The 25304-nt window shown below is 46.8% G+C and carries 18 protein-coding genes; 8 read left to right on the top strand and 10 right to left on the bottom strand.

Annotated features, from left to right (window positions below; translation table 11 throughout):
- On the bottom strand, positions 1-1260 hold the full coding sequence (locus tag ACUUHJ_RS14880) for an ATP-binding protein (protein WP_472301192.1): 1260 nt from the start codon (positions 1258-1260) through the stop codon (positions 1-3).
- Positions 1261-1525: 265 nt separating this feature from the next.
- Here ACUUHJ_RS14880 and ACUUHJ_RS14875 point away from each other — a divergent pair, with 265 nt between their 5' ends.
- Both ACUUHJ_RS14875 and ACUUHJ_RS14870 read left to right on the top strand, forming a co-directional pair.
- The gene (locus tag ACUUHJ_RS14875) at positions 1526-2503 is read left to right on the top strand and encodes a glutaminase (RefSeq protein ID WP_289677888.1); all 978 of its coding nucleotides are present in this window, start codon (positions 1526-1528) and stop codon (positions 2501-2503) included.
- 43 nt (positions 2504-2546) lie between these two features.
- Complete coding sequence (locus tag ACUUHJ_RS14870; RefSeq protein WP_289677887.1) at positions 2547-3959, top strand: alanine/glycine:cation symporter family protein; 1413 nt, start codon at positions 2547-2549, stop codon at positions 3957-3959.
- Positions 3960-4013: 54 nt separating this feature from the next.
- Here the strand turns inward: ACUUHJ_RS14870 and ACUUHJ_RS14865 are convergent, their stop codons facing one another.
- Positions 4014-6599 carry a metallophosphoesterase gene (locus ACUUHJ_RS14865; RefSeq protein WP_289677886.1) on the bottom strand — a complete coding sequence of 862 codons (2586 nt, stop codon included), beginning with the start codon at positions 6597-6599 and terminating at the stop codon, positions 4014-4016.
- Positions 6600-6601: 2 nt separating this feature from the next.
- Complete coding sequence (locus ACUUHJ_RS14860) at positions 6602-7867, bottom strand: class I SAM-dependent methyltransferase (RefSeq protein WP_289677885.1); 1266 nt, start codon at positions 7865-7867, stop codon at positions 6602-6604.
- A 179-nt stretch (positions 7868-8046) separates the two neighbouring features.
- Between ACUUHJ_RS14860 and ACUUHJ_RS14855 the strand changes: the two genes are divergently transcribed.
- On the top strand, positions 8047-8751 hold the full coding sequence (locus ACUUHJ_RS14855) for a MerR family transcriptional regulator (protein WP_289677884.1): 705 nt from the start codon (positions 8047-8049) through the stop codon (positions 8749-8751).
- 69 nt (positions 8752-8820) lie between these two features.
- On the opposite strand, the gene gnd is transcribed toward ACUUHJ_RS14855, so the two are convergent.
- On the bottom strand, positions 8821-9717 hold the full coding sequence (gene gnd / locus ACUUHJ_RS14850) for a phosphogluconate dehydrogenase (NAD(+)-dependent, decarboxylating) (RefSeq protein ID WP_188068211.1): 897 nt from the start codon (positions 9715-9717) through the stop codon (positions 8821-8823).
- A gap of 171 nt (positions 9718-9888) precedes the next feature.
- On the opposite strand from gnd, the gene ACUUHJ_RS14845 reads away from it, so the two are divergent.
- The 3 genes from ACUUHJ_RS14845 (at position 9889) to ACUUHJ_RS14835 (ending at position 13846) form a co-directional block, all read left to right on the top strand.
- Positions 9889-10755 (top strand): MurR/RpiR family transcriptional regulator, encoded by an 867-nt coding sequence (locus ACUUHJ_RS14845; protein ID WP_289677882.1) that lies wholly within the window; start codon positions 9889-9891, stop codon positions 10753-10755.
- Between the two features lie 195 nt (positions 10756-10950).
- Positions 10951-12492: a gluconokinase gene (gene gntK, locus ACUUHJ_RS14840; RefSeq protein ID WP_289677881.1), complete on the top strand. Its 1542-nt coding sequence runs from the start codon at positions 10951-10953 to the stop codon at positions 12490-12492.
- Positions 12493-12517: 25 nt separating this feature from the next.
- The gene (locus tag ACUUHJ_RS14835) at positions 12518-13846 is read left to right on the top strand and encodes a GntP family permease (RefSeq protein ID WP_289677880.1); all 1329 of its coding nucleotides are present in this window, start codon (positions 12518-12520) and stop codon (positions 13844-13846) included.
- A 75-nt stretch (positions 13847-13921) separates the two neighbouring features.
- On the opposite strand, the gene ACUUHJ_RS14830 is transcribed toward ACUUHJ_RS14835, so the two are convergent.
- Positions 13922-14344 (bottom strand): VOC family protein, encoded by a 423-nt coding sequence (locus tag ACUUHJ_RS14830; RefSeq protein WP_289677879.1) that lies wholly within the window; start codon positions 14342-14344, stop codon positions 13922-13924.
- Positions 14345-14462: 118 nt separating this feature from the next.
- Between ACUUHJ_RS14830 and ACUUHJ_RS14825 the strand changes: the two genes are divergently transcribed.
- Positions 14463-14741, top strand: coding sequence for a glycine zipper domain-containing protein (locus tag ACUUHJ_RS14825; RefSeq protein ID WP_015891026.1), 279 nt, complete (start codon positions 14463-14465; stop codon positions 14739-14741).
- Positions 14742-14801: 60 nt separating this feature from the next.
- Here ACUUHJ_RS14825 and ACUUHJ_RS14820 read toward each other — a convergent pair whose 3' ends face one another.
- The 3 genes from ACUUHJ_RS14820 to gltB form a co-directional block, all read right to left on the bottom strand.
- Positions 14802-15278 (bottom strand): YfbM family protein, encoded by a 477-nt coding sequence (locus tag ACUUHJ_RS14820; RefSeq protein ID WP_472299202.1) that lies wholly within the window; start codon positions 15276-15278, stop codon positions 14802-14804.
- A gap of 14 nt (positions 15279-15292) precedes the next feature.
- Positions 15293-17227 carry a hypothetical protein gene (locus tag ACUUHJ_RS14815; RefSeq protein WP_289677877.1) on the bottom strand — a complete coding sequence of 645 codons (1935 nt, stop codon included), beginning with the start codon at positions 17225-17227 and terminating at the stop codon, positions 15293-15295.
- A 135-nt stretch (positions 17228-17362) separates the two neighbouring features.
- The gene (gene gltB / locus ACUUHJ_RS14810; protein WP_472299201.1) at positions 17363-21976 is read right to left on the bottom strand and encodes a glutamate synthase large subunit; all 4614 of its coding nucleotides are present in this window, start codon (positions 21974-21976) and stop codon (positions 17363-17365) included.
- A gap of 124 nt (positions 21977-22100) precedes the next feature.
- Here gltB and ACUUHJ_RS14805 point away from each other — a divergent pair, with 124 nt between their 5' ends.
- A complete protein-coding gene (locus tag ACUUHJ_RS14805; protein ID WP_064199579.1) occupies positions 22101-23003 on the top strand; it encodes a LysR family transcriptional regulator in 903 nt (300 codons plus the stop codon).
- A 215-nt stretch (positions 23004-23218) separates the two neighbouring features.
- Here the strand turns inward: ACUUHJ_RS14805 and ACUUHJ_RS14800 are convergent, their stop codons facing one another.
- Positions 23219-24010 (bottom strand): SDR family NAD(P)-dependent oxidoreductase, encoded by a 792-nt coding sequence (locus ACUUHJ_RS14800; RefSeq protein WP_472299200.1) that lies wholly within the window; start codon positions 24008-24010, stop codon positions 23219-23221.
- Between the two features lie 188 nt (positions 24011-24198).
- Positions 24199-25224 (bottom strand): AraC family transcriptional regulator ligand-binding domain-containing protein, encoded by a 1026-nt coding sequence (locus ACUUHJ_RS14795; RefSeq protein ID WP_472299199.1) that lies wholly within the window; start codon positions 25222-25224, stop codon positions 24199-24201.
- Positions 25225-25304: the final 80 nt, after the last annotated feature.

The following is a 25304-nucleotide window of genomic DNA, read 5'->3' as shown; positions in this document are numbered from 1 at the left end:
TCACTCTTTCTTCGTTATCGGATCAATTGGTAATCGCATGAGAAAAGTTGTCCCCTTCCCATCCACTCCATCCTGTAGGGAGATTTCCCCTTGCCATTGCTCCACCAATTGTTGTACATAAGACAGTCCGATCCCTGTAGAGGGGTTGCCGGTTCGATCGTATTTCGTCGTAAAGCCTGGCTTGAACAGCAAGCCCTTTCTCCGTGGAAGTACTCCCGGTCCGTCATCGTTGATTTTGATTTCCACAAGATCGCCTATCCGATCAATTTCAATGGAAATGGCTCCTGTTTGCTGGATGGCTTCCACTGCATTTGCCACCAGATTATTGATCAGGGAAAGCATCATAAATACATGGTAGAGCGGATGTGTTCCCGTAATGGAAGCTGTGATTTGTATGTCCTTCTCCAACAAAGTTGCATACTTCATATTGCTTCGTCTGATAATGTCCACGAGCTGATGAATGTCCATGTAATCCGTGATGCTTTCATCCGATATCAGCTTGTGCAGCCCTGCAAAAATGCGTTGATTATCCTTTTTAATCTCGTGAACCTCGCCTGCGACAACCAATGCTTTCTTGGAAAAGCTTTCTACATTCGTGGTCACCTGTTCCTTATGAAGCTCCTGCAAGCCTTGGTATAACTCGAAAGACTTCATACTAATACTCTCTGCATTTTGCAGCGTTTTTTTCAGATGAATGGATTCCTCATATAAGGTGGAAATCAGCATCAGGATGTGTTCGTTCTGTTTTCTTGTCTGTTGCTCTCGCGACTGTGCTTCGTACAGCTTCATCATGTTGAGAAAACTAATCACGATAAAGCTGTGGGACAGCGCAATCACGAGCATTTCTTGCACCGCTCCCCATGTGAAGACGTTATTCAGCAGGACATGTTGCGAGAGAAACTCAATGAGGTCCGCCAATACCTCGATGACCATTCCCATTAATCCAACCAATATCGTCTTATTGTGAATATGGCGTACCCCTGTTACATAAAACAGAACACAATAAGCGAAATAAAAGAAAAAGCTAGAATAATGCGCTTGGAGAGCAGCCTCCCATGCTGTATGATTCCCGGCGATAAGGTCAATCACAATCCGGAAGCATACGACCGTAATCCCCGTCAAAAAGCCGGCGAAAACAGATGGAATTCGTTGAAACAGTAATAAAAAGAAGAAAAAGGTAGGAGCTCCAAAGCTAATTCGAAATGTCTCATTGACGGGATAAAATTTCAACTCCCCTGCCAATGGCACCGTAATAAGCATGAGAACCAATATATACCAATCTCGTTTTCCTTGTGTCTGAACACGCACGCCTTTCACTTCCCACGTTGTTTCTTGGTGCCCCTATCTATTTTTACCGAGGATCCGTTTGTAGGACAAGTAAAAAAAAATCTGAAACTCACATGAATCAATCTGTGAGTTTTTGTTTTATTTTGTAGGGTGGTTGTAAAGTGATCATTATATGTATTTTCGTGAAGCATGGAAGCGCTTTCTCTTCCACTTCGCGTAAGAGCAGTGTATTCGATTTTTGGGGGGACAGGCGTTGATTCAGCAGGTTTTACTCGTGGATGAATTAGAACAATGGGTGGAACAATATCGTTCCAAGGCATCTGAAGGAAAATGTGCCAGTTATATCCCTGCTTTGTACAGAACAGATCCGAATCAGTTAGGTATTTGTATCATCGAGCCTACTGGAAAAATGCACACCGCGGGTGACTGGGAAGCTCCTTTTACGATGCAAAGTATTTCCAAAGTAATCAGCTTTATTGCTGTTTGCTGCTACCATGGCATCCCTTACGTGTTGGAGCGGGTAGATGTAGAACCAACTGGTGATGCATTCAACTCCATTATCCGACTGGAAATGAACAAGCCAGGTAAGCCTTTTAATCCGATGATCAATGCGGGAGCGATTACGACATCCTCACTCCTCCCTGGTCAAACACCGGATCATAAGCTGCGTTACTTGAATGCATTTTTCAGTAAAATCACAGGTGTGACGCCAATGGTGAACGAGGAAGTGTTTCTTTCCGAATGGGAAAACTCTCACAGAAACAGGGCACTCGCCCATTATTTAAAGGATACGGGCTATCTGGCCTGCGAAGTAGAAGAGGCTTTGGAGGTTTATCTAACGCAATGCTCGATTGAAGTAACCACCGAGCAAATCGCTTTGATCGGTCTCCTGTTGGCACTCGACGGCTTCCATCCGCTGCGCAACGAACAAGTTCTCCCGAAAGATGTCGTCCGTTTAGCCAAAGCTCTGATGCTCACCTGCGGCATGTACGATGCATCAGGCAAATTCGCCGCGAATGTTGGCTTGCCAGCAAAAAGTGGCGTCTCAGGCGGAATCATGACGCTGGTTCCTCCTAACCGCAAACAACATTCACCGTTTCAAGATGGCTGTGGAATCGGTATTTTTGGACCTTCCATTGACGGTTGTGGAAACAGTGTAGCGGGCGTTTCTTTGTTAAAACATATTGCTCAGGAATGGGATGTAACGATTTTTTAGAGAATACTAAGGAAACATTCATAACAAAATCCGAGGTGACACAATGCAACAATTTCTACTCGACGTAACAGCTTCCATAAACGATTTTTTGTGGTCCTATATTATCATTGTCATGCTAATCGCGTTAGGCTTGTTCTTTACCTTCCGGGGCAAATTTTTGCAAGTACGCATGTTGCCGGAAATGATCCGTTCCATTAAAGAAGGAAGAGCGAAAGACGATGGTGGCATCTCCCCTTTTCAAGCTTTCGCTATTAGTATGGCCGCACGTGTCGGCACAGGGAACATTACGGGAATTGCCATTGCCATTGCATTAGGTGGTCCTGGCGCCGTATTCTGGATGTGGGTCATTGCCATTATCGGTTCTGCTTCCAGTTTTGTTGAGAGTACGCTCGCTCAGATTTATAAAATAAAGGATAAGAGCGGTTTTCGTGGCGGTCCGGCTTATTACATGGAAAAAGGGCTGAACAAACGCTGGATGGGCGCCCTGTTTGCTGTCCTCATCACTCTTTCGTTTGGTCTTGTATTTAACGCCGTGCAATCCAACACGATCACGATTGCTTTTGAAAATTCGTTTGGGACAGATCGTTTGATACTAGGTATCATCATGACGATCGCATTCGCAGCTATCATTTTCGGCGGTGTGAAACGCATTGCGAAAATGTCTGAGTACATCGTCATTGTATTGGCTGTATTGTACATCGGGATGGCACTCTTCATTGTGATCATGAACATCTCCGAGATGCCTGCAATGATCGCGTTGATTGTGAAAAACGCGTTCGGCTTCGAACAAATCGCAGGCGGTTCTCTCGGTGCAGCGCTCATGCACGGTATCAAGCGAGGATTGTTCTCGAACGAAGCTGGTATGGGTAGTGCGCCGAATGCTGCGGCAACGGCAACGACAAGCCATCCAGTAAAGCAAGGTCTGATTCAAGCATTCGGTGTTCTATTCGATACTCTCGTGATCTGTACAAGCACAGCTTTTATCATTTTGCTGTCCGGCGCGTACACGCAACAAGGACTGAGTGGCATTGAGCTGTCCCAAGCAGCACTGAGTATTCATATCGGTTCTTGGGCTTCTGGCTTCCTTGCCATTATGGTATTCCTATTCGCCTTCAGTACATTGATCGGTAACTACTATTACGGCGAGACTAACATCGAGTTTTTAAAGACAAGCAAAGCATGGCTAATGTTATATCGTTTAAGCGTACTCGCCGTGGTGTTGTTCGGATCAGTGGCAAAGGTACAGCTCGTATGGGATTTGGCCGATTTGTTCATGGGCTTGATGGTCATTGTCAACCTGATTGCGATCGCCATGTTGTCAAAAGTCGCCTTTGCTGCGCTACATGATTATTTGGAACAGAAAAAAGCAGGAAAAAATCCTGTGTTCTACAAGGACAGTATTGAAGGCGTCGATAATATCGAAGCATGGGATGCTGCTCCATCCCCCAACAAATAATTCTGCAAACCAAAAACGAGAAGCTTGCTCAGATAGCAGCTTCTCGTTTTTCATTTACAATCGCGGATCGATCTCCTTTTCCTTCGCCACTTCAAAGAGCATCGTTGCGACTACTTTTTGATACTCCGTATTTTCTGGAGAAATGTCGTCAAATGTAAAACCAAGCATCCGCTCACCCAGCCTGTGTTCCTGCATCGAAGTCTTGAGCTTTTGCGTAATGTTTTTCTGATTGAAAAGCTTGCGGTACTTGTGTGGGAATCGGTAGTCGTAGCCATAAATAATCGACAAGTACTCCGGATTGCGTACCTTCATGGCAGGAACGACCTTCTGATTGATGAACTCTGGCTTGATCACGATGCCTTCCATTTTGTTTTCCAGTGTAATCGTGGAAAAATAACGTGTCGCTTCTTCATACGCATTCAGCTCGGACAAATCGATCGTGAGGAAATGATCGTCATTGACGAAACGATACATATCGGATGTTTTCCAGTCAGGCAATTGCTCGTCCCCATTCAAATAGACGGTCTTTAGAATCGTAAAAGGCTTGTAGGCCAGCTCCCCTTCTCCTGCATAGAGCTCCAACTGTTTTTGGTAAATGTGATAGGCCTCCAAATGCTTGTCTACAGGAACGTAGCTCTCTTTGATTTCTCTTACATACTTATAGTTTTGATACAAGCTCGAACCGAATTTTTCCGTGAGCGCACTCTTGGATAGGTGGAACTGGTCTTTTTCGAATCCGCTTTCGTCATAGTTGTGAATGAGTTGGTGCAGCGCCTCTTCAAAGCCGTTTTCTTGCAAAAATGCAAATTCACTCCGCAACGCGGATTCGATCGGTTTGAACTGCTTTTCGATCAGGCCCTTCCCTATTGCACTCCACGGCAACAATTCGCCATCCAGGATGATCATCGCAATTTCATTTTGCTCCATGTATGCTCGGAACCTTGCATGCAGCTTGTCATAAATTGGTGTCAAATCAACCTGATGGATGGCATAACCGTTTCTGCTGATTGCAAAGCATTTGTCGCGATCAAGATGGAGATAGAGATTGCATCGCGAGCCCATGTATTTCGGCTGCAACACGACTTGATGAACGCCTCGATTCGCGAAATAATCCAGCCCCGCCTTCAACGACTCCAATTCCTGTGTCGCCGTATCCTTATCCGCCGGAGGCATTGTTCCGGAAATAAAATTGACCTTATTTTGCGAGCAGTAATGGAGTCGACGGAGTTCCTCCTCTTCCAAGTCTCCCATGGATACTTGTTTTTCTGCATGGAACAAGATCGGCAGCTCCTCAGTCATCACCCGATGCTCAGACTGAAACGATTTGAAAAACGGCTTGTGCGCGATCACGACTGACGTTAAAGCATTTCCGTGCACACATCCGGTATCGAGATGGAGCTTGTTTTTCAGGCGAAACGTTTTTTGTGCCGCGATATGACCAAAAATATGGTACGGATGGTTACTGACCGCTTCAACTGTCAAAAATGCGAGCTGCTCTTCCAATGATGCTGTTCGGTCTATCCGATAATTGCGTTGGCGCCGCATCGAATTCGCATCAAGCTTTCCGATATATTTCCTTTTGCAGGGAGCATGTGTGACATAATAGGACGGCCCAGTTAATGCGTTCGATCGATAAAACGGCTGAGCCTGCGTATACAGGTGATTGAACTTCTCTGTTAATTCGGCGTCGTTTTCCAAAACGTGCGTGGAATCAAAATACGTATCCAGTAGCTGTGGGTCTACCCCTTTTAGTTCCTTTCGCAGGTACTTGTAGACAAAATTTTCGTGGTTCCCGAGAACGAACAAGAAATGCTCTTGATTCGTATATAGAAACTCGATGATCTCCCTCGTTTGCGCTCCTTTGTCGATCCAGTCCCCTGCTACGATGATTTTGGTATGCTGCACCTTGTCCGTCGAGATGAGACGATTGTCCTCGAGCTTGAATCCGTAGGTTTGCAGGAGACCTTTTAATTCGTGGACGCATTCGTGAATGTCTCCAATGATGATGTATGTTTGATCTTTAGGAAGGATCGTAGCCAGATAGGCATCTTTATTTTCGATCACGACCTCATAACGAGGATTTGCCACCTTATCTACCAGTGTGTAAAAATCTTTGTGCCGTATCCGGTGAATGTTGTGGTACCCTTCTTTGGATAATGCCCGGAGTACCTCTTGCTTCAACCGGAGAATATGGTTGGTAATCAGTTTTTTCGACCGTTCGGATGCATAGTAATCTTCCCGATTGCGATAATCAAAGAGGATCACTTCCAATCGGTAATTGTTCTCTGCTGCAATGTCACGGACTTTCGAGCGGAAGTCTTCTGCTAGTCCTGTTGTATCGACAACCACGAATTCGGCGTTGATCGGAAACGAGGTCACCAAGCGAAGCTTTTCATACAGGAGCTGAAATGCCTGCTCGCTGGCCTCCAGCATCACCTGATCATACTTGTCGTAATCATAGCCTAGCAGTTCTTGGCGAATGCTGTCCGAGGAAATGTATTGGACATTTGCTTTTACGTTTTTTTGTTCATCTTCAAATGAAAGCCTCGGCATGAGTACTTCCTTGGCAAAAGTCGTTTTCCCGCATTCGGTGGGACCGACGAGCATAAAAATCGTGTGAACCTGAGTCTGTAACAGCATCGTTACGCCCCCTTTCTCTGGACAATGACGCCTTGTGTGGTGTGAATGTCGTTCACGCCGTCACCAATGGACACAAATTGCCCCTGCACCCCAGCTTCTTCCATGATCTCGGTCATCCATGCCTGGAACTCTTCTTGTCCCATTTCCCATTTATGATCGTCGTGGCGATAGCCTTCCAGCTCATAGAACTGATTAAAGTCTGAATTGGGTGTTGTAATGATAAGCTGGTCAAAATCCAATCGACTGCAGATTTGCTGGATGAGCGATCTCGCTTCCTCTTTGCTCATATGCTCAATGACCTCAGTCAAAATGACATCTACCTGCTCACCGTTGTAATCCTGTAAAAACTGATCGAGCGAGGGGAACAAAATGAGATTCGAGATTTCTTTTTCCCAGGCCCTGCGTCTAACTAATTCCAGCGATTGTTCATCGATATCGATGGCATAGTAATACTGCGGCAGCTTGGAAGCAAACGGGATCGCATAAAAGCCTTCACCACAACCGATATCTACAATGGATTTGGTAAAAGGAAGCTTACTCGCGATGTAGTTCCTTCTTTGCAAACCGGTACTGCCATACTCCAATTGAATGGGGTAGCGACTTGTCTTCTCAATCTCGGACTTGTACTTGCGATAGCGCTCTCTGGTTGTCAGGAAGTTTCGTGTGAACAGGCTACGTATGTAAAAAGGTGCGTCGATGACATGGATGCTTTTGATGTATTTATCCAGGATGTTATCGGATATATCGATGTACTCTTTTCCAAACATACTCAAGAATAGACAAAGCACACTTACGACGTGGAGAAGCTGATGCAGACTCGTTCTCGTTGTGATAGTCAAAGCGTAACTTTTATCGGCGTGATGCTTGAGCTCAAAGGTGAAGTCCTTCAGGTGCTTCTCAAAAAAAGTCAAATACAGCAGTCGTTCGATGTGAATCATGTTGATGAAAAACACATGTTCATACCCTTCTGCATCCTGCTCGTTGTGTTGCTTCATCGGTGCGGAAAAAAATTCATTGATCGCATTTAACGGGAACAAGGGTGTATTGTAGCGGGAGACATTCAAATATTCAAAATGCTCCTGTTCGGACTGTTTGTAGGAAACCTCATTTTCTGCATCTTTAAAGTAAACGTTGTATGTATCCGTATTGGAAAACCATCCGTAAGCGATGCCTTTTCGAATGGATCGTAAACTCATTCCGGAATTCGGATTTTTCTTGATCATGTACGAAAAATCCGGGTTCTCTGATCGTAGCTGAACAATGGCCATACGTTGTCTCACCTCTGGAAATGAAGAATGAATATCTACTGACAATTTTCACCTTTCCTTTCCATGCTGAACAGGGTATAAGTATTACGACCTTCCAAAAATGGTCGGAACATTTGCTTCGAATTGCTGTTCTTGGTATGGTGAAATCCGTGATAACAAACCAGCGGGAGGTGTGTCAGATGCCTTATTACAAGCCGATTGAGATCGCTCGCGAGCTACATATTAGCACGAGTGCTTTGCGTCATTATGAATCATGGGGAGTCGTTCCTGCTCCCGACCGTGCAGACAATGGTTATCGACTCTATACGGAGATCCATCTTGCCTATTTTCGTTGCCTACGCGCCATGTTCCCCGGCTTCGGAGTCGCTATCACCTGTGAAGTCCTTCGATCGATTCAAAAAGCGGATATGGATGCTGCCTTTTGGCTCGTGAATAAAGAACAGGCCAATCTCCAACAAGAGAAGGTCGCCGCAGACCAAACACTCGAACTTTTGGAAAATCTCGACGTCTCCTTGCCCTTAAACAAAAAGTGGCGAAACCGCATGACGATTGGTGAAGTCGCTGCTTACACAGGAGTCACCACGTCTGCGATTCGCCATTGGGAAAAAGAAGGCTTGCTCGTACTGCCACGAGATCCTGAGAATGGCTACCGCCAATTCACTCCCATGGATATACGGAAGATTTTGCTTATCCGCACATTGCGCAATACGGTGTATTTTTTAACGAACATGAAAGAAATCGTACAAGCCGTCGATAATCAAAGTATGGAGCAGGCCAAAAAAGTGACGGCAGATGCGATCAAAAGCATTCATGATCGCAATCGCCATCAGATGTTCGGGGTTAGGCGGTTGGTTGAATTGTGTGAAGTACTGGAGCTCGTGTGATTATCTCCTAATAAAAAGGATGACCCCGGAGCTTCAACCACCGAAGCACCATTACGGTCATCCCCTTTCTTATTTCTTTTCTACAGCATGTCCGCCAAATTCATTTCGCAAGGCTGCAACCACTTTTCCGTGGAACGTATCCTCATCCAACGAACGGTAACGCATCAGCAAGGACATCGCAATCACGGGTGTAGCTGCCTGTAAATCCAGCGCAGTTTCCAGCGTCCATTTTCCTTCCCCGGAAGAATGCATGACCCCACGGATTTCATCAAGCTTGGCGTCTTTTCGAAAAGCTCGCTCTGTCAAGTCCATCAGCCAGCCTCGAATGACGGAACCATTTGCCCACACGCGCGCGACCTCGGCAAAATCGTAGTTATACTGGCTTTTCGCAAGCACCTCAAAGCCTTCACCAATCGCCTGCATCATGCCGTATTCGATCCCGTTATGAATCATTTTCAAGAAGTGGCCGCTGCCCGCTTCCCCAGCATACAAATATCCGTTTTCGACGTTAATGTCGCGAATCATCGGCTCGATATGAGTGAATGCTTCCCGATCTCCACCAATCATCATGCATGCTCCGTGGCGTGCTCCCTCCATGCCTCCGCTCGTTCCTGCATCCATGAAGTGAATGCCTTTTTCTTTCAAGCGTGCATAGCGATCTAGCGATTGCTTGTAATGGGAGTTGCCACCGTCAATGACGATATCTCCTGCAGCAAGCAAGGTAGAGAGCTGATCGACCAATTGATCTACAATCTCTCCTGCCGGTACCATCAGCCATACTACGCGAGGTGTCGGCAGCTTCGCCACGGCATCCTCCACCGAAAATGCTGGAATCGCGCCTTCATGACTCAATTCTTCTGCACGCGTAGAATCTACATCATAGGCTACAACCTCATGCTGATGCGAGAGCAAATTAAGCGTGAGATTGTACCCCATTTTTCCTAATCCGAGGATCGCAAGCTTCATATCGTGTACGTCACTCCTTTTTGGATCATATCCGTTACCACGTATTATAAGACAAAAATTTTCATCTTTCATCAAAAATGAAGAAAATTTTTTCGAACCTATGAAAAGGAGTCTGAATTTCCTTATACTATCAGTACAGATTCACAATGGAACGTTAGGAGGTACCTATTGATGAACGCTTCCACCCCGCATGCTCCTCGTGTGCTCACGCAATTACGCGCCATCTATACACAATTAAGCGGGAAAGAACAACAGATCGCCGACTATATTTTGGAGCATGCCAGCGAAATTATTCACTTCTCGATCACGGAGCTAGCCGATCAATGCCAGTGTGCAGATGCTACCGTATTTCGTCTGTGTCGCAGGCTTGGATTTCGTGGCTACCAAGCATTCAAAATCGCCTTGGCGAGTGAAGTCACGAATCCCAAGCAAACGATTCACCAAGAAATCAATCTCGACGACGATGACGTCAGTGCGATTGCTGAAAAAATTTTCACAGCAAATATCGAGACGATTCGAGATACGCAGCAAATTATCAATAAAGATGAGCTAATGAAGATCATCTCCTGTTTGGAAAACGCAAGCCGGATCGAGTTTTATGGCTCGGGAGGCTCAGCCGTCATCGCACAGGATGCGTACCACAAATTTATGCGGACAGGCATTCCTTGTCTCTATCATTCTGATGCTCACTATCAAGTGATGTCCGCCTCGCTACTTACCAAAGGTGCTGTCGTTGTAGGCATTTCCCATTCTGGGTCCAATAAAGATATTTTGGCAGCCCTTCAGGTTGCCAAGGAAGCCGGAGCAAAAACAATCGGCATCACGAGCTATGGAAAATCTCCGCTTGTGCGCCTGGCAGACATGTGCTTGTACACGACTTCGCGCGAAACGGTATTTCGTACAGAAGCCCTATCGTCCAGGCTTGCTCAGCTCAGCTTAATTGATCTGCTCTATGTAGCCGTATCTTTACGGAGGCAGGATGATACGATCGCCAATATCCAGCACATTCGCGAAGCTATCTCACTCAAACGCCTGTAAATCAGGCGTTTTTTCTTTTGCTTGCCCACTCTTGCAACTTGGAGGAGAAAAATGCAAATCATACAAGCATCGTGTGAAATGTTTAATTATGAAATAATTTTTTTCTTTATGCTTAACAAATGAAAAAAATTTCGATATAATCGCGTTATCTCCATGACAACACGTTGAAAGCGTATTCAATTAGGGGTGACTTCTATGACGCAAACCTACTTTATCGGGCTTGATATCGGGACGACCAGTACCAAAGCAATTGTTTTCACTCCTTCCGGTGCCATCCGCGGTACGGGTAATATCGATTATCAGCTACTCGTTCCCCAGCCGTCTTGGGCCGAGCAAGAGCCGGAGACGATTTTTTCTGCTGTCATTCAGGCTTTAAAGCAAGCACTGGAGCATGCAGACATTGCCAAAAGCGAGATCGGTGGTATTGGCTTCTCTACTGCCATGCACAGTCTGATCGCTGTCGATCCAAGTGGCAATCCCCTGACGAATAGCATTATCTGGGCTGATAATCGGAGCGTGGCACAGGCAGATCGACTGAAAGCCGACGGTGTCGGTCATCAGATTTACTTAGCAACGGGCACGCCCATCCATCCCATGTCTCCACTGCCCAAAATCATGTGGCTACGAGAGAACTTGCCAGATACGTTTCGGCGGGCAGCCAAGTTTATTTCGATCAAAGAGTATGTCATTTATCGGCTGTTTGGTGAGTACATCGTCGATTACTCCATTGCTTCTGCTACGGGGCTGTTTAATCTGAGAAAGCTCGACTGGGATGGGGAGGCACTGCGAGTCGCAGGCATTTCCAAGCAACATCTCAGTGAACCTGTACCAACTACTCATATCCTGCGAGGAATGAAGATCCGTTATGCGGAAGAGATCGGGATCGATCCAGATACCCCTTTTGTTGTCGGTGCGAGCGATGGGGTTTTGGCAAACCTCGGCATCGGAGCCATTGATCACGGACAAGTAGCCATCACGATTGGCACGAGTGGCGCAGTAAGAACGGTTGTTCCAGAGCCGATCACGGATCCAAAAGGACGGACTTTCTGCTACGTGCTGACGGAAAACCATTGGGTGATAGGTGGACCCTCGAACAACGGTGGGATCATGCTTCGCTGGTTCCGTGACGAATTCAGTTGGCCTGAAGTGGAAAAAGCCAAACAGCTCGGCGTTGATCCCTACGATGTCATGATCCAAGCTGCTGAACATGTTCGAGCTGGTGCAGACGGGTTGCTCTTTCTCCCCTTTTTGTCGGGCGAACGAGCTCCGTACTGGAACGCACAAGCAAGAGGCTCCTTCTTCGGTATCGGCCTGCATCATAAGCGCGAGCATTTTATCCGAGCTGTTCTCGAAGGAATCTTGTTTAGCGTCTACAGCATCGGTATCGCCCTGCGCGATCTGGCAGGTGGAGCCAAGGAAATCCGAGCATCGGGTGGTTTCGCCCGCTCGCGGGAATGGCGGCAGATCATGTCCGATATGTTTGGGTATGAAGTGCTGATTCCAGAGAGTCATGAAAGCTCGAGCTTTGGTGCCGCTCTTCTGGCGATGCATGCATTGGGTGCGATGGATCATTTGCAAGATGTGAAAAAAATGATTCACATTTCGCATCGCCATGAGCCTGATTTGGAACGATCTAGTGTCTATTTGGAGCTTTTCTATATATACGAGCGTGTTTATTACAACCTGCTGGAAGAGTACAAGCTGATAGCCGAATTCCAAAAGCGGTTGAACAACTAGAGACAACAACTAGGGAGGGTTCATCATGCCACTCGTCATTACACTGCTGTCCATCGTCTTCCTGCTCGTTCTCATTACCCGCTTTAAACTGAACCCGTTTATCGCACTGTTATTGGCCGCAGGTTTTGTGGGAATCGCATCCGGCATGCCGCTTGTAAAAGTTGTGGACTCCATCAAGGATGGGATGGGTGGCACTCTCGGTTTTATCGCGATCGTGCTAGCCTTGGGAACTATGCTTGGCAAAATGATGGCCGAATCTGGCGGTGCCGAACGCATTGCCCGTACGCTCATCAACCGCTTCGGTGAAAAAAACGTACACTGGGCCATGATGTTCGTGGCGTTTATCGTAGGGGTTCCGGTATTTTTCCAGGTTGGTTTTGTACTCTTGATTCCGCTCGTGTTTACGATTGCTAGACAAACAGGGGTATCCCTTGTCAAAATCGGAATTCCGCTCGTAGCCGGCCTTTCTATCGTTCACGGGATTGTGCCGCCTCACCCTGCTGCTATGGCCGCTGTCGATCTGTTCCACGCAGATGTCGGTAAAACGATTCTGCTCTCCCTCATTGTCGCACTGCCTTCCGCGATCATTGCAGGACCGATCTACGGTAGCTGGATTAGCAAAAGAGTCAAGGCCAGCATCTCTCCAGAGCTCGCTTCTCAGTTGGCGGAGCCAAAATCCGAGCGTGATTTGCCTAGCTTTGGGATCACCGTCTTCACCGTCTTGCTCCCTGTGCTGTTGATGTTGTCTGCAACGGTTGCGGATGTGACTCTGCCAAAAGAACATACGATTCGCCAATGGGCAGATTTTATCGGAAGCCCGATTACGTCTTTGTTGATTGCCGTAATTGTTTCCTTCTGGACACTCGGGTTCAACCGTGGTTTTACCAAAGACGATATTCTCAAATTCACAAACGATTGCTTGGCTCCAACCGCGACAATCTTGCTCGTCATCGGCGCAGGTGGCGCATTTAACAAAGTGCTACTGAACAGCGGCGTGGGTGACTATATTGCCGCGCTTGCTACGGCATCTGCGATCTCCCCTATTTTCCTAGGCTGGCTGATCGCTGCCCTGATCCGTGTGGCAACTGGCTCTGCGACCGTCTCCATGATGACGGCAGCCGGTATCGTAGGTCCTATCGCGCTGCAAATCCCTGGAACAAGCCCAGAGCTTTTGGTACTGGCAACAGGTTCTGGCTCCCTGATCCTGTCTCACGTAAATGATTCCGGCTTCTGGCTAATCAAGGAATACTTCAATATGTCTGTGCAAGATACACTGAAAACGTGGACAGTGATGGAGACCATTCTTTCTGTTGTGGCAATTATTTTGATCATGGGACTGTCCTATATCGTGTAACACAAAATGAAAAACAGGTCTTTCCATCCATATCACTGGAGGTAAGACCTGTTTTTTCTCTGGCTGGGTAACCTGCTACTTCATTCGCTTGGCAATCGGATGGTCTACATTCAGCTGAAGCAAATCCCACAGGTTTCCATATAAATCCTGAAAGACAGCGACCATTCCATACGGCTGTTCTTTTGGCTCTCTCACAAATTGGATTCCTCTTGCAACCATCTCATGATAATCTCTCCAAAAATCGTCTGTGTTTAAAAAGAGAAAAACTCTTCCGCCAGCCTGATTCCCGATAAATGGCTCTTGCTCAGGTTTGGATGCTTTTGCAAGCAAGATCGTAGTGCCAACAGAACCAGGCGGAGATACGACAACCCACCGCTTATCCTGTTCTGGCTGATACGTATCTTCCACTAACGTAAAATGGAGCTTCTTGGTATAAAACTCAATGGCTTCATCATAGTCTTTGACCACGAGCGCGATATGGACGATGGATTGAATCATGATCTTGCGTTCCTCCTGCTTAAAGGTTTTTTTTGGAATGAAAAGATAGGTTTGGGACAAACTATGCCTTGGGGCTGCACGTTTGATATAGCAGAGCTTCCCAACACTAATCGAGGGAGTGACAATCTTGGCTACGAACAACGAACGCAATCACAACGATGCTATCGGCAACGACGAAGCGAACATGACAGGCAGTGGCGCTGGTGAAGCTGTAGGAACAGTTGGCGGTGCGGCAGTAGGTGCTGCTGTAGGTTCTATTTTAGGTCCGCTTGGTACCATTGCAGGTGCCGTTGCCGGGGGTGCAGTTGGCAACAAAATGGGGGAAAATGTGTCGGCTGACGCCAATGACACGTTTGGTGCTACGAATAATGATGCCAATAGAGACCGAACAGAATAAAGCAAGCTTCTTCTATGTTTGACAAGACGGGGTGCAGGGGCAATCCTGCACCTCGTTCCATTAGCTGATATAGAAAATAAGGCCTTTTTCTTGCTCTGCTGCTCGCTTGAAAAAGACTTGAATCGATTGAAAATGATGCAACATGTACGCGAAAAATCCTTCCGCTTCATCTCCCTCGTGAAGTGGGTACACATCATTTTCTACCAAGGTAGAAAAATGGTACTTCACTTTTAGAGCTGACTCGGACATATTGGCAATGGCCCCATACGCTGCTTTTACCTGTTCACTATGTAAATAAAATGCGCCAAACTCCCCGAATTCAACTGCTTGGTCCGTTAATAGAGGTACCACATAGCAAAATGGAGGCTCTCCATCCATTAATTCTCCACACAAAGTATAGGGAATGGCTTGCCACGTTTTATCTATATCCAGCATATCCTCTTCTTTCAGCTCTACCTCATATAAATCGATTGTCCCTGCAATCCATGAATCGATCATCTCGTCATTTGCTATCATGTAATTGCCACACATACCCATTCTTTTTCTCCCCCTTACTTCTTATTTAAATAATCTTCTACTGATTTTCGCAAATACTTGCTTGTAGCTTTTTCGGTCATCTTTTTACATTCTTCTTGTTGTTCCTTATCAGGTTTTCTTTTTTTGCGCTTATCTTCCCTTGCCTCCAATGTTCTTTTCCCATTTCTGTTCGTTTTGTTTTTACTGTCTGTTTTTTTGTCATTATGATAATATTCGATGCCAAAATCATACCCAGTTATCGAATGCACTACTTGTAAGCTACGAAATATTTTCTCTTTATATAGAGGATAGAGCTCATTTACTGTGTCCTTGTATAAATTCCTTCCGATTCGATGGTTTTTTATCCGTGTTAGGGTTAGGGTCTGTGCCTCTAGTATTTTGTTATACTGGGCCATGTTTTGTTGAGTACTCTCTATCTCATCCTCTTTCTTATTGTCTAATTCTTCCACCAACATGGCGAACTCACTTGCTATGGTATCGAAGTCCTCTTTTTCTTTCTCAAAGCTTTCCTCTTCTTCTTGTTGTACATCAAAATATGGGTAATAATCCGCCTCTATTTCCTTAAGTATCTCGTATTCATTTCGAATTTTGTTTTTATCTAATTGATAAATAAATAGACATTTTTTCTCGTCTCGTTCGTCTAACAGGGAAATGCCTTCTGGAATTAATCTCATTTTTTCTGGCTTTTCTACATCACCAATTTCTTCAATCTCATCGATAAGAATTTTGTTTCGTTTCAGTTTGGCTGGTATGATTTCCAAAACATTGGTGGACGAAGCTTGCCCCTTTTTCACCTCACCAAAATGAGCTACTGTATTCGCTTCGTCTCCCTTCCATTCTACCGGTTTTTGATTTTTCAAAAAGTCTGTTGGTAATGATTGATGCATGGAGTAGCGAATCCCTTTCACTTTCTTCGCCTCGAAGTTGTTGGAATCAATGTCATAGAGCTCCTCATTTCCGTCCTTATCGGAAAATGCGAGATTAAATCTTGCTGTGTGGCTTTTTCTCGTAAAATCCAAATTCCCTTCATCCATTGTTTGAGAAAACTGTTCGAAAGAAGATTCTCCCGCTGTTGGACTGGCAAATTTCCATTTCTCTTCATCTTTCTTGCTCATTTCCGCCTTTGCATCCCATTTAAACGGGATCCTGACTGGTAGCTGAATTTCCCATGGCTTCGTTGAATCGACCTGCTTCAAAGCACCTAGCTTAACCAATTGTTCTTGATCCACACGAAAGTTCCATTGATCGTATTTCACCTCAACAGAGTACGTATACTCCGTATATCTTGCCGCTCCACGTAGCATTTTTTCAATCGTATTATTATAAGAATGCTCGTTGTTTTTCACATCCTGCGGGGCTATATTCCACGTTTGGTTCGCTTCGATTCCTCGTACAATCTGATAACCGACCAAGTGCCCCCCATCGCATGCGGTTTTAGCTGCATCATTTTTTCCATCCCGTATCAATCGCTCTTCTGTACCCAGATTGCCAATCGCACTTACAACAGAATCGCCTTTACGATCCTTTCTCGATGTGCCTTTTTTTACGATAGCAGTAACGGAATGAGGACGATCACATGTATCTCCTAATACTTCTGTCTTGGAAAAGAAGTTTTTATTTACGTTGTCCTCCCCATATGTATCTTTCAACACGCCCCAAAAGGTAGGGAGGTCTTTATCTGCTCGAACAGCAGTAAATTGACCTTCGTTTTTTTGATTGTTATCATACTCATCTTTTGTATAATCGGTTGGTTCAATATCCTTAAATTTGCCTTGTATGACCGGTTGGTTATTTCTTTGCTTTTGATGTAATTGGATCATGGCTTTGTTTCCGATTTTTTTGGTGAGCTGTAAGACATGGGGTGCAGCGCTTTTTGGGGTTGGGGATAGCGAAGAATTTTCAGGGGTTTGCCGATAACTTGATTGCGATTCGTGATTTTGGAAAAACATCCCATCACCTGCCATACAATCATTTATAGAATCTAATCTTTTCTTATCATATCAAATTCTGTCTTTTTTCCCAATCTGTTTGAATGAAAACGAAGAAAGGCCGACGACTCACAAAATAAGTCATCGGCCTACTCCTTATTTCCCTACTGAAACAAAGGATTGCTCGGGCGCTTTCTTTTTCGGGGCTTTGGCATCGCCTTTCTTCTGGCTCATTTCAAAAGCTGCCAATATCGCCTCTTGGCGCTTCATACCGGATTTCTCCAACTCCTCCATCGTGGCAACGATTTGCTTGTAATCTTTTGGAATGACTTTGACAAACTGTTGGACGGTTCGTTCCCACTCATCGAGCAAAGCTTGTGCATGACGGCTACCGGTGTAGCTAACGTGGTTTTCCAGCAAGCGTTTGACTCGAGCGATTTCCCGTTGATCTTCCAATGTCTCCAGGAGTACCATCTCCTGATTACACATCGCAGCAAATTTCTCTTTGTCTTCAACCAGAACGTAGGCCGTACCACCTGACATGCCTGCTGCAAAGTTTTTGCCGACGGGGCCGAGAACGACGACGCGTCCTCCAGTCATGTACTCGCAGCCATGGTCGCCTACTCCCTCAACGACTGCCGTCACTCCGCTGTTGCGAACGCAGAAACGCTCACCAGCCATGCCGTTGATATACGCTTCTCCAGAGGTCGCTCCATAGAACGCAACGTTACCGATAATCATGTTGTGCTCGGGAGCGAATTTGCTGTTTTTCGATGGTGCGACCGTTATTTTGCCGCCAGATAACCCTTTTCCTACGTAGTCATTTGCATCTCCTTCGAGATGAAGCGTGATCCCTCGTGGAACAAATGCCCCGAAGCTTTGACCTGCCGAACCCGTAAAATGCAGGCGGATGGTATCCTCCGGCAGACCGTGCTCGCCAAAGCGTTTGGTTACCTCGCTGCCCAAGATCGTACCGACCACGCGATTCGTATTGGTGATGGCGAGCTTTGCCTCTACCTGCTGCTGTTTATTCAATGCTGGCTTGCACAGCTTGAGCAGTTTTTGACGATCCAGTGTTTCCTCGAGCTTATGATCTTGGTTGTGCTGATGGTAGCGGCCCACATCCTCGGAGACATCCGGTTGGAACAAGAGCGCAGACAAATCAATATGCTTCGCTTTCCAATGTTCTTTTGCCTTGTCGCCCATCTTCAGGACATGGCTCTGTCCGATCATCGACTCGATGGAATGATAGCCCAGCTCCGCCATGATCTCACGAACTTCACGGGCAACGAGACGCATGAAATTCACGGCATGCTGCGGATCGCCTTTAAACCGTTTGCGAAGCTCGGGATTTTGTGTGGCCACACCCACTGGGCATGTATCGAGGTGGCATACACGAGCCATGACACAACCAATGGAAACAAGTGGAGCTGTAGCGAAGCCAAATTCCTCCGCTCCGAGTAAAGCTGCCATGACGACATCGCGCCCCGTCATTAGTTTGCCATCGGTTTCCAGAACCACACGGTCGCGCAACCGGTTGAGCAAGAGCGTCTGATGTGTCTCAGCAAGACCGAGTTCCCATGGCAATCCTGCGTGCTTGATGCTTGATTTTGGGGATGCGCCTGTGCCTCCATCGTGTCCACTGACCACAATGACATCTGCAAGACCTTTCGCCACACCAGCCGCAATCGTTCCAACTCCCGCCTTGGATACGAGCTTCACGCTGATTCGTGCTCGCGGATTCGCATTTTTTAAGTCAAAAATCAGCTGTGCCAAATCCTCAATCGAGTAAATATCGTGATGAGGAGGCGGCGAAATGAGTCCAACTCCTGGTGTCGATCCGCGCACTTCGGCAATCCATGGATAGACCTTGCTTCCTGGCAATTGACCGCCTTCGCCCGGCTTTGCCCCCTGTGCCATCTTGATCTGGATCTCAGAAGCATTGACCAAATAATGACTGGATACGCCAAAGCGTCCGGATGCGACCTGCTTGATGGCACTGCGTCGCAAATCTCCGTTTTCATCCATGATGTAACGCGCCGAATCTTCGCCGCCTTCCCCGCTGTTGCTTTTCGCACCCAAACGGTTCATAGCAATTGCTAAGGTCTCATGTGCTTCCTTGCTGAGTGAGCCGTATGACATCGCCCCCGTTTTAAAACGATGAACAATGGAATCAACAGATTCTACCTCACTCAGCGGAATCGGCTGCCGATTGGACTTGAAATCGAGCAAATGCCGCAGGGCTACGAATTGCTGGGTTGTCGCTTGCTCTGCATAGATTTTGTACTGCTCATAGCTACCTTCCCGACAAGCTTTTTGCAGGGCATGAACCGTCTTTGGGTTGAACAAGTGAAACTCACCGTCACGGCGGAACTGAAAATCACTGCCTGCCTCCAATCCTTCCTCGGAATGCTCCGGCAAAAATGCTTTTGCATGGCGTATCAAAGTCTCTTGCGCAATTACATCCAGTCCAATCCCCGAAATCTGTGAAGGGGTACGGCTAAAATAGCGATCGATGACGGAAGAATGAATGCCCACCGCTTCAAAAATTTGTGCGCCGCGGTAGCTCTGAATGGTCGAAATGCCCATCTTGGACATGACTTTTACAACACCTTCTACGGCTGTTTGCAGGTAAACCTCGACTGCTTCGTCGCTCGTAATCTCCTTCAGCTTTGCCGATACAGCCAGATTGCTTACCGTTGAGATGGCGACGTATGGGTTGATCGCATCGGCACCGTACCCAATCAGCATGGCAAACTGGTGTACATCACGCGGTTCACCGGATTCTATGATGATGCTCGCTTTGGTACGTGTCCCTGCGCGGACGAGATGATGGTGAAGTCCACTTCCAGCCAGCAAGGCAGGAATGGCGGCCAACTCTTGATTCATTCCGCGATCAGATAAAATCAGCAAGGTGTAGCCGGCAGCAATCGCTTCATCCGCCGCAGCGGACATTTGATCAAGTGCCAGCTCTAGCCCGTGTTCGCCCCCTTGGGCTGGGAAGAGTATCGACAATGTTTTTGCCCTGAACTCTTGGTATGGGTTCGCGCGAAGCTTCGCCAGCTCTTGATTGGAGATCAACGGATTGGACAAACGAATTCTGCGGCAATTGCTCGCATCTGGTGCAAGCAGGTTTCCTTCCGCGCCAAGTACAGTATGGGTCGATGTGACGCAAGCCTCCCGCAACGCATCAATCGGCGGATTGGTGACTTGGGCGAAAGACTGTTTGAAATAGTGGTACAAGAGCTGTGCGCGATCAGAGAGTACCGCGAGTGGTGTGTCTACGCCCATCGAACCAATGGGGTCTTTCTGCTCAGCCACCATCGGGGCAAGTACCTTATCGACTTCCTCCTGTGTATAGCCAAATGCTTTTTGATGCACAAGCAAGCTGTCTCCTTGCAGCTCCTCCATGCGACCCGCTGCCGGGAAATCCTCGATAGCATGTAAGTTGTTTTTCACCCACTCCTGGTATGGCTGTTCGCTTGCGATTTTTTGCTTGATTTCCTGGTCAGAAACGATTCTGCCTTCCTCGAGATCGACCAGCAACATCCGTCCCGGACTCAGCCGGCCTTTCTGAACAATTGTTTCATCTGGTACTTCGAGAACGCCAACCTCTGATGAGAAAATGATGGTATCATCGGACGTCACATAGTATCTCGCCGGTCGCAAGCCATTTCGGTCGAGAATCGCGCCGATGATTCTGCCATCCGTAAAAGAAATAGCTGTTGGACCATCCCACGGCTCCATGAGGCAGCTGTGATACTCGTAAAAAGCTTTCTTATTTTCGTCGATTTGCTCATCCTGATCCCACGGTTCAGGAATCATCATCATTGCGACATGCGGCAAGGAGCGACCTGCCAGCGAGAAAAACTCCACGCAGTTATCCAAAATCGCCGAATCACTACCCGCCATATCAATGACTGGCACCACTTTTGCCAAATCAGCACCAAACACATCGGACTGGAACATTTTCTCACGAGCCATCATCCAGTTCATGTTTCCTTGCAAGGTGTTGATTTCCCCGTTGTGAATCAAATAACGATTCGGGTGCGCCCTCTCCCAAGTAGGGAATGTGTTCGTACTGAAACGGGAGTGAACGACTGAGAAGGTGGAAGTATAAGAATTATCTTGCAAATCAAGATAAAAAGCATCCAGTTGTCCTGGTGTGAGCAATCCTTTATAAACAATCGTACGCGAAGACATGGAAGCGGCGTAAAAATCAGCACCTGTTGCCCGTTCCACCTGCTTGCGAATGACGTACAGCTTCCGCTCAAATGCCATTTGGTCCTGTATATTCGAGCTGGCTCCGATGAATACTTGACGGACATAAGGCTGACTCGCTACAGCCGTCTTGCCAATTTTCGTCGCATCGACAGGAACGGTTCTCCAGCCGAGCAGTTTTTGTCCCTCTGCTGCAACAATCTCCTCCAGCTGCTCTTCATACTTTTGCCGTTTCGCATCGTCCATCGGAAGAAACAGCATACCTACACCGTATTTGCCTGGCGCCGGCAGCGTGATATTCAGCTCTTTACAGGTCTTTTTGAAAAAAGCGTGTGGAATTTGCGTTAAGATTCCTGCACCGTCTCCCGTTTCCGGATCACTGCCTTGACCGCCGCGGTGTTCCAGTTGGCACAGAATTTTCAGACCCTTCCGGACCATATCATGCGTCGATTTCGATTTCAAATTGGCAATAAAACCAATTCCGCAAGCGTCATGTTCGAAAATCGGATCGTACAGGCCTTGCTTAGCAGGCATTCCTTGTGTCGTCATGGATCTCCACTCTCCTTGCTCTCTCTGGTATGTACATTTTAGATTGAGTGAAACGATACAAACAATATATAATTTATGCAAAATCTATCTCAAATCGAGATAAATGGGTAAGGTGGGGGTATTCATGGAGCTACGACAGATTCAATACTTTATCGAGGTTGCCAAACGGGAGCACTTCACCGAAGCCTCCCATCATTTGCACGTCGCTCAATCTGCCCTCAGTCGGCAAATCGCCAATCTGGAGGAGGAGCTGGGTGTGTCACTGTTCCTCCGCGAAGGTCGCAATATCAAGCTGACAGCAGTCGGAAAAATCTTTTTGCAGCACGTCGAAATGGCGATGAACGAAATCGAGAAAGCGAAAGAAAAGATCGAGGAGTTCCTTGACCCGTCACGGGGCACGATTCGTGTTGGTTTTACGAGCAGCCTTGCCGCCAATCCCCTTCCGACGGTCATCTCCGGTTTTCGCGCGCGGTATCCGGACATCGGCTTTCAATTGAAGCAAGGCTCTTATCAAGGGCTGATCGACTCGGTCATCCATGGTGAAATCGACTTGGCTTTTCTTGGACCTGTTCCCACTCAGGAAAAAAATGTGCGCAGCTACATCTTCTTTGCAGAAAATATCGTCGCATTGCTGCCCGCGAAGCACCCGCTGTCCAAGCAACCAAGCCTGCGTCTCAGTCAGTTGCAGGAAGATACTTTTGTGTTGTTTCCACCCGGTTTCATCCTGCGCAATATCGCTGTCAATGCTTGCTCACAAATGGGCTTTTCTCCTAAAGTTGCTTTTGAAGGAGAAGATATCGATGCCATTAAAGGGTTGGTAGCGGCCGGCTTGGGCGTCACTTTGTTACCAGAGCTTACGTTAACGGATAACGTTCCTCGTGAGACAGTAAAAATCCCGATAAGTGAGCCATTGGTGACGCGAACAGTAGGCATTATCATCCCGAACAACCGTGAGCTTCCCCCTTCTGAAAAGCTTTTTTATCATTTTCTGAAAGAGTTTTTTGATGTGCTGAGTAAGTATAGTTAACGGAAAAAGTTCCAGAATACTGGCAGACAGTTGTTAGTAGACCTCATGGATAGCTCGCCTATGGCTACCTAGAGATTCTCGCTTCGTTCCCATCAGAGTAAGCGAAAAAAAGTCCTGATGAACAGATGCATCAGGACTTTTGTGTATCTTCATTCAGTTACAGGAAATTTCCATATGCTGGCCCTTTGGCTCCTGGTCGCGTCTATCTCGGTATTTTAAAAAATAGTTGGCACCATGCCCCCGTCCATACGGATTGGTGAGCCTTTAAATGCGGTTGCATAAGGACTGGATACAAATGCTACCAGCCTGCCAATTTCAAAAGGCTTGATAAACCGCTGTAATTCGGATTGCGGCAGGTTTGCTGCCATAAATTGATTCTCTTTTTCCGAAAATGCCAGCTCATCAGGAAACAGGCTATCAATGATTTGATAGACATTTTCGGAAAGCGTTGGTCCTGGCATGATTGTATTGGAGGTGACTTCGGTTCCTACCGTTTGTTTTGATAGACTTTTTGACAGAGATAATAGCATCGATTTCGTCATGCAATACTGAGGCATTTGCCCTGAAGGCATGATCGCTTCTTCACTTGCGATAAAGATGATTCGTCCAAAATTGTTCTTCAACATGTTAGGCAAGTAAAATTTTGATAATCCATTCGCGGCAAGGACATTGGTTCGGAAGTATTTTTCCCATACTTCATCGTCAACGTCTTCATAGGACATGATTTCATAAATCCCCATATTGTTAACGAGAATATCAACATTGGGATATTTCTCAAATAAAGCTTCTCTTTGCTGTTGATCCACAATATCGGCCGCAGCATTCTGAGGAGAAGTAGCCGGGAATTCCGCCTTTAATTCATTTACGATTCGCTCTACCTCATCATCATTCCGTCCATTTACAAGAACATTGACGCCTTCCCTGGCAAGCTCAATGGCAATTGCTTTCCCAATCCCTCTCGTCGATCCTGTTACCAAAGCAGTTTTGTTCCGTAGTCCCATATCCATAACACTTGTCTCCTTTGTAGTCATTCACGGCAAGCTGACTAGAAGTTCCTCTTGGAACATCCTTGTGCTCCGGATAGAGATTATCGTACTTTGCCTGGATCGTTCGGTAACTAGCGTACGATGCCAATTTTCTTGCTGAACCCGCCAAATATGAAAACCGGGAAAATGAGCGCCCTGCTTGGAACGGGTTAGGTTAGGAATTCTATGACGGGTGGATTAACCCGAAAGTATTCGGAACGCCAGTTTGAAGGTGTATCGCCTTCCCAAAGGCGAAAGGCCCGGTAGAATGAGTTCTGATCTTCATATCCAAGTAAAAAAGCCACTTCTTTTATATCGAGCTTGGGGTCGGCCAAGTATTCTCGTGCCTGTTCATGCCGAGCCTGTGTCAACAGTTGCTTGAACGTTGTGCATTCATCCGCAAGACGACGCTGCAAGGTACGATCGCTCATGCCCAGCTCGCTGGCAACTGCTCGAATATCTAGGCGACCTCCGGTTAGGCTTCGCTTCAAAATCCATTTGACCCTCTCAGCAATGGAATGACTGCCCTGTTCATCCAATGATCGGTCCAATACAGGTGTTAATATCTCCAACAATTCTTTGTTATACGAAAGAAAGGGTCGGTCCAGATCGCGTCGATAGAGGGTTAATCGGTTATCAGTGGCACCCATTCGTATCGGGCATCCGAAATAAGCCTCAAGTGCAGTTACATCCCCCATCGCGTGAGAAAATTCCACGGACTGAGCAGTTAAACGCTTGCCCGTGCCCCGTCGTCCAAGTTCTAGAAGAAAGGCGAGCGTGGTTCCAATCAGGACTGGTGGTCCGGGCTGCTCGCTGTACATCCATTCCAAGTCGATTGTACAGCGCTCGCCCTCCTCTGTTATTCGCAACCTTTCCGGAGGGCACAGTTGTTTGTACCGGGCCATTCGATGAAGCGCGTCGCGATAGTCACGAGCATGGTAGGTCGCTAAAACAGTCGGTGGATAAAGTGCCGTTTCAAAGCTGGTTGAAAGCTTGATGATTCCCGTAGCAATATCACCAACGAGATCGGAATACACTTGCCAGATTCTGAAATATTGAGCGGTGGTGACTACGGCTGGTTCTGTAAGAATGGTGAGCGGAAGGCACGCTTTCCGAGCTAGGTCGTGTGGGGCAATCCCTAGTCGTTGTAATCCCGCCCAAAATCCCGCCGGAAATTTTATTCGGTCTGATTTCATTACGTTGGATCTCCTTTAATTGCTTACCGATTCGTTCCGCTTATCCCTAAGTATACATGAAGGTAATCGTACCCGTTATT

Source organism: Brevibacillus schisleri, assembly GCF_055685845.1.
This window is presented reverse-complemented; position numbering and strand designations above follow the sequence as displayed.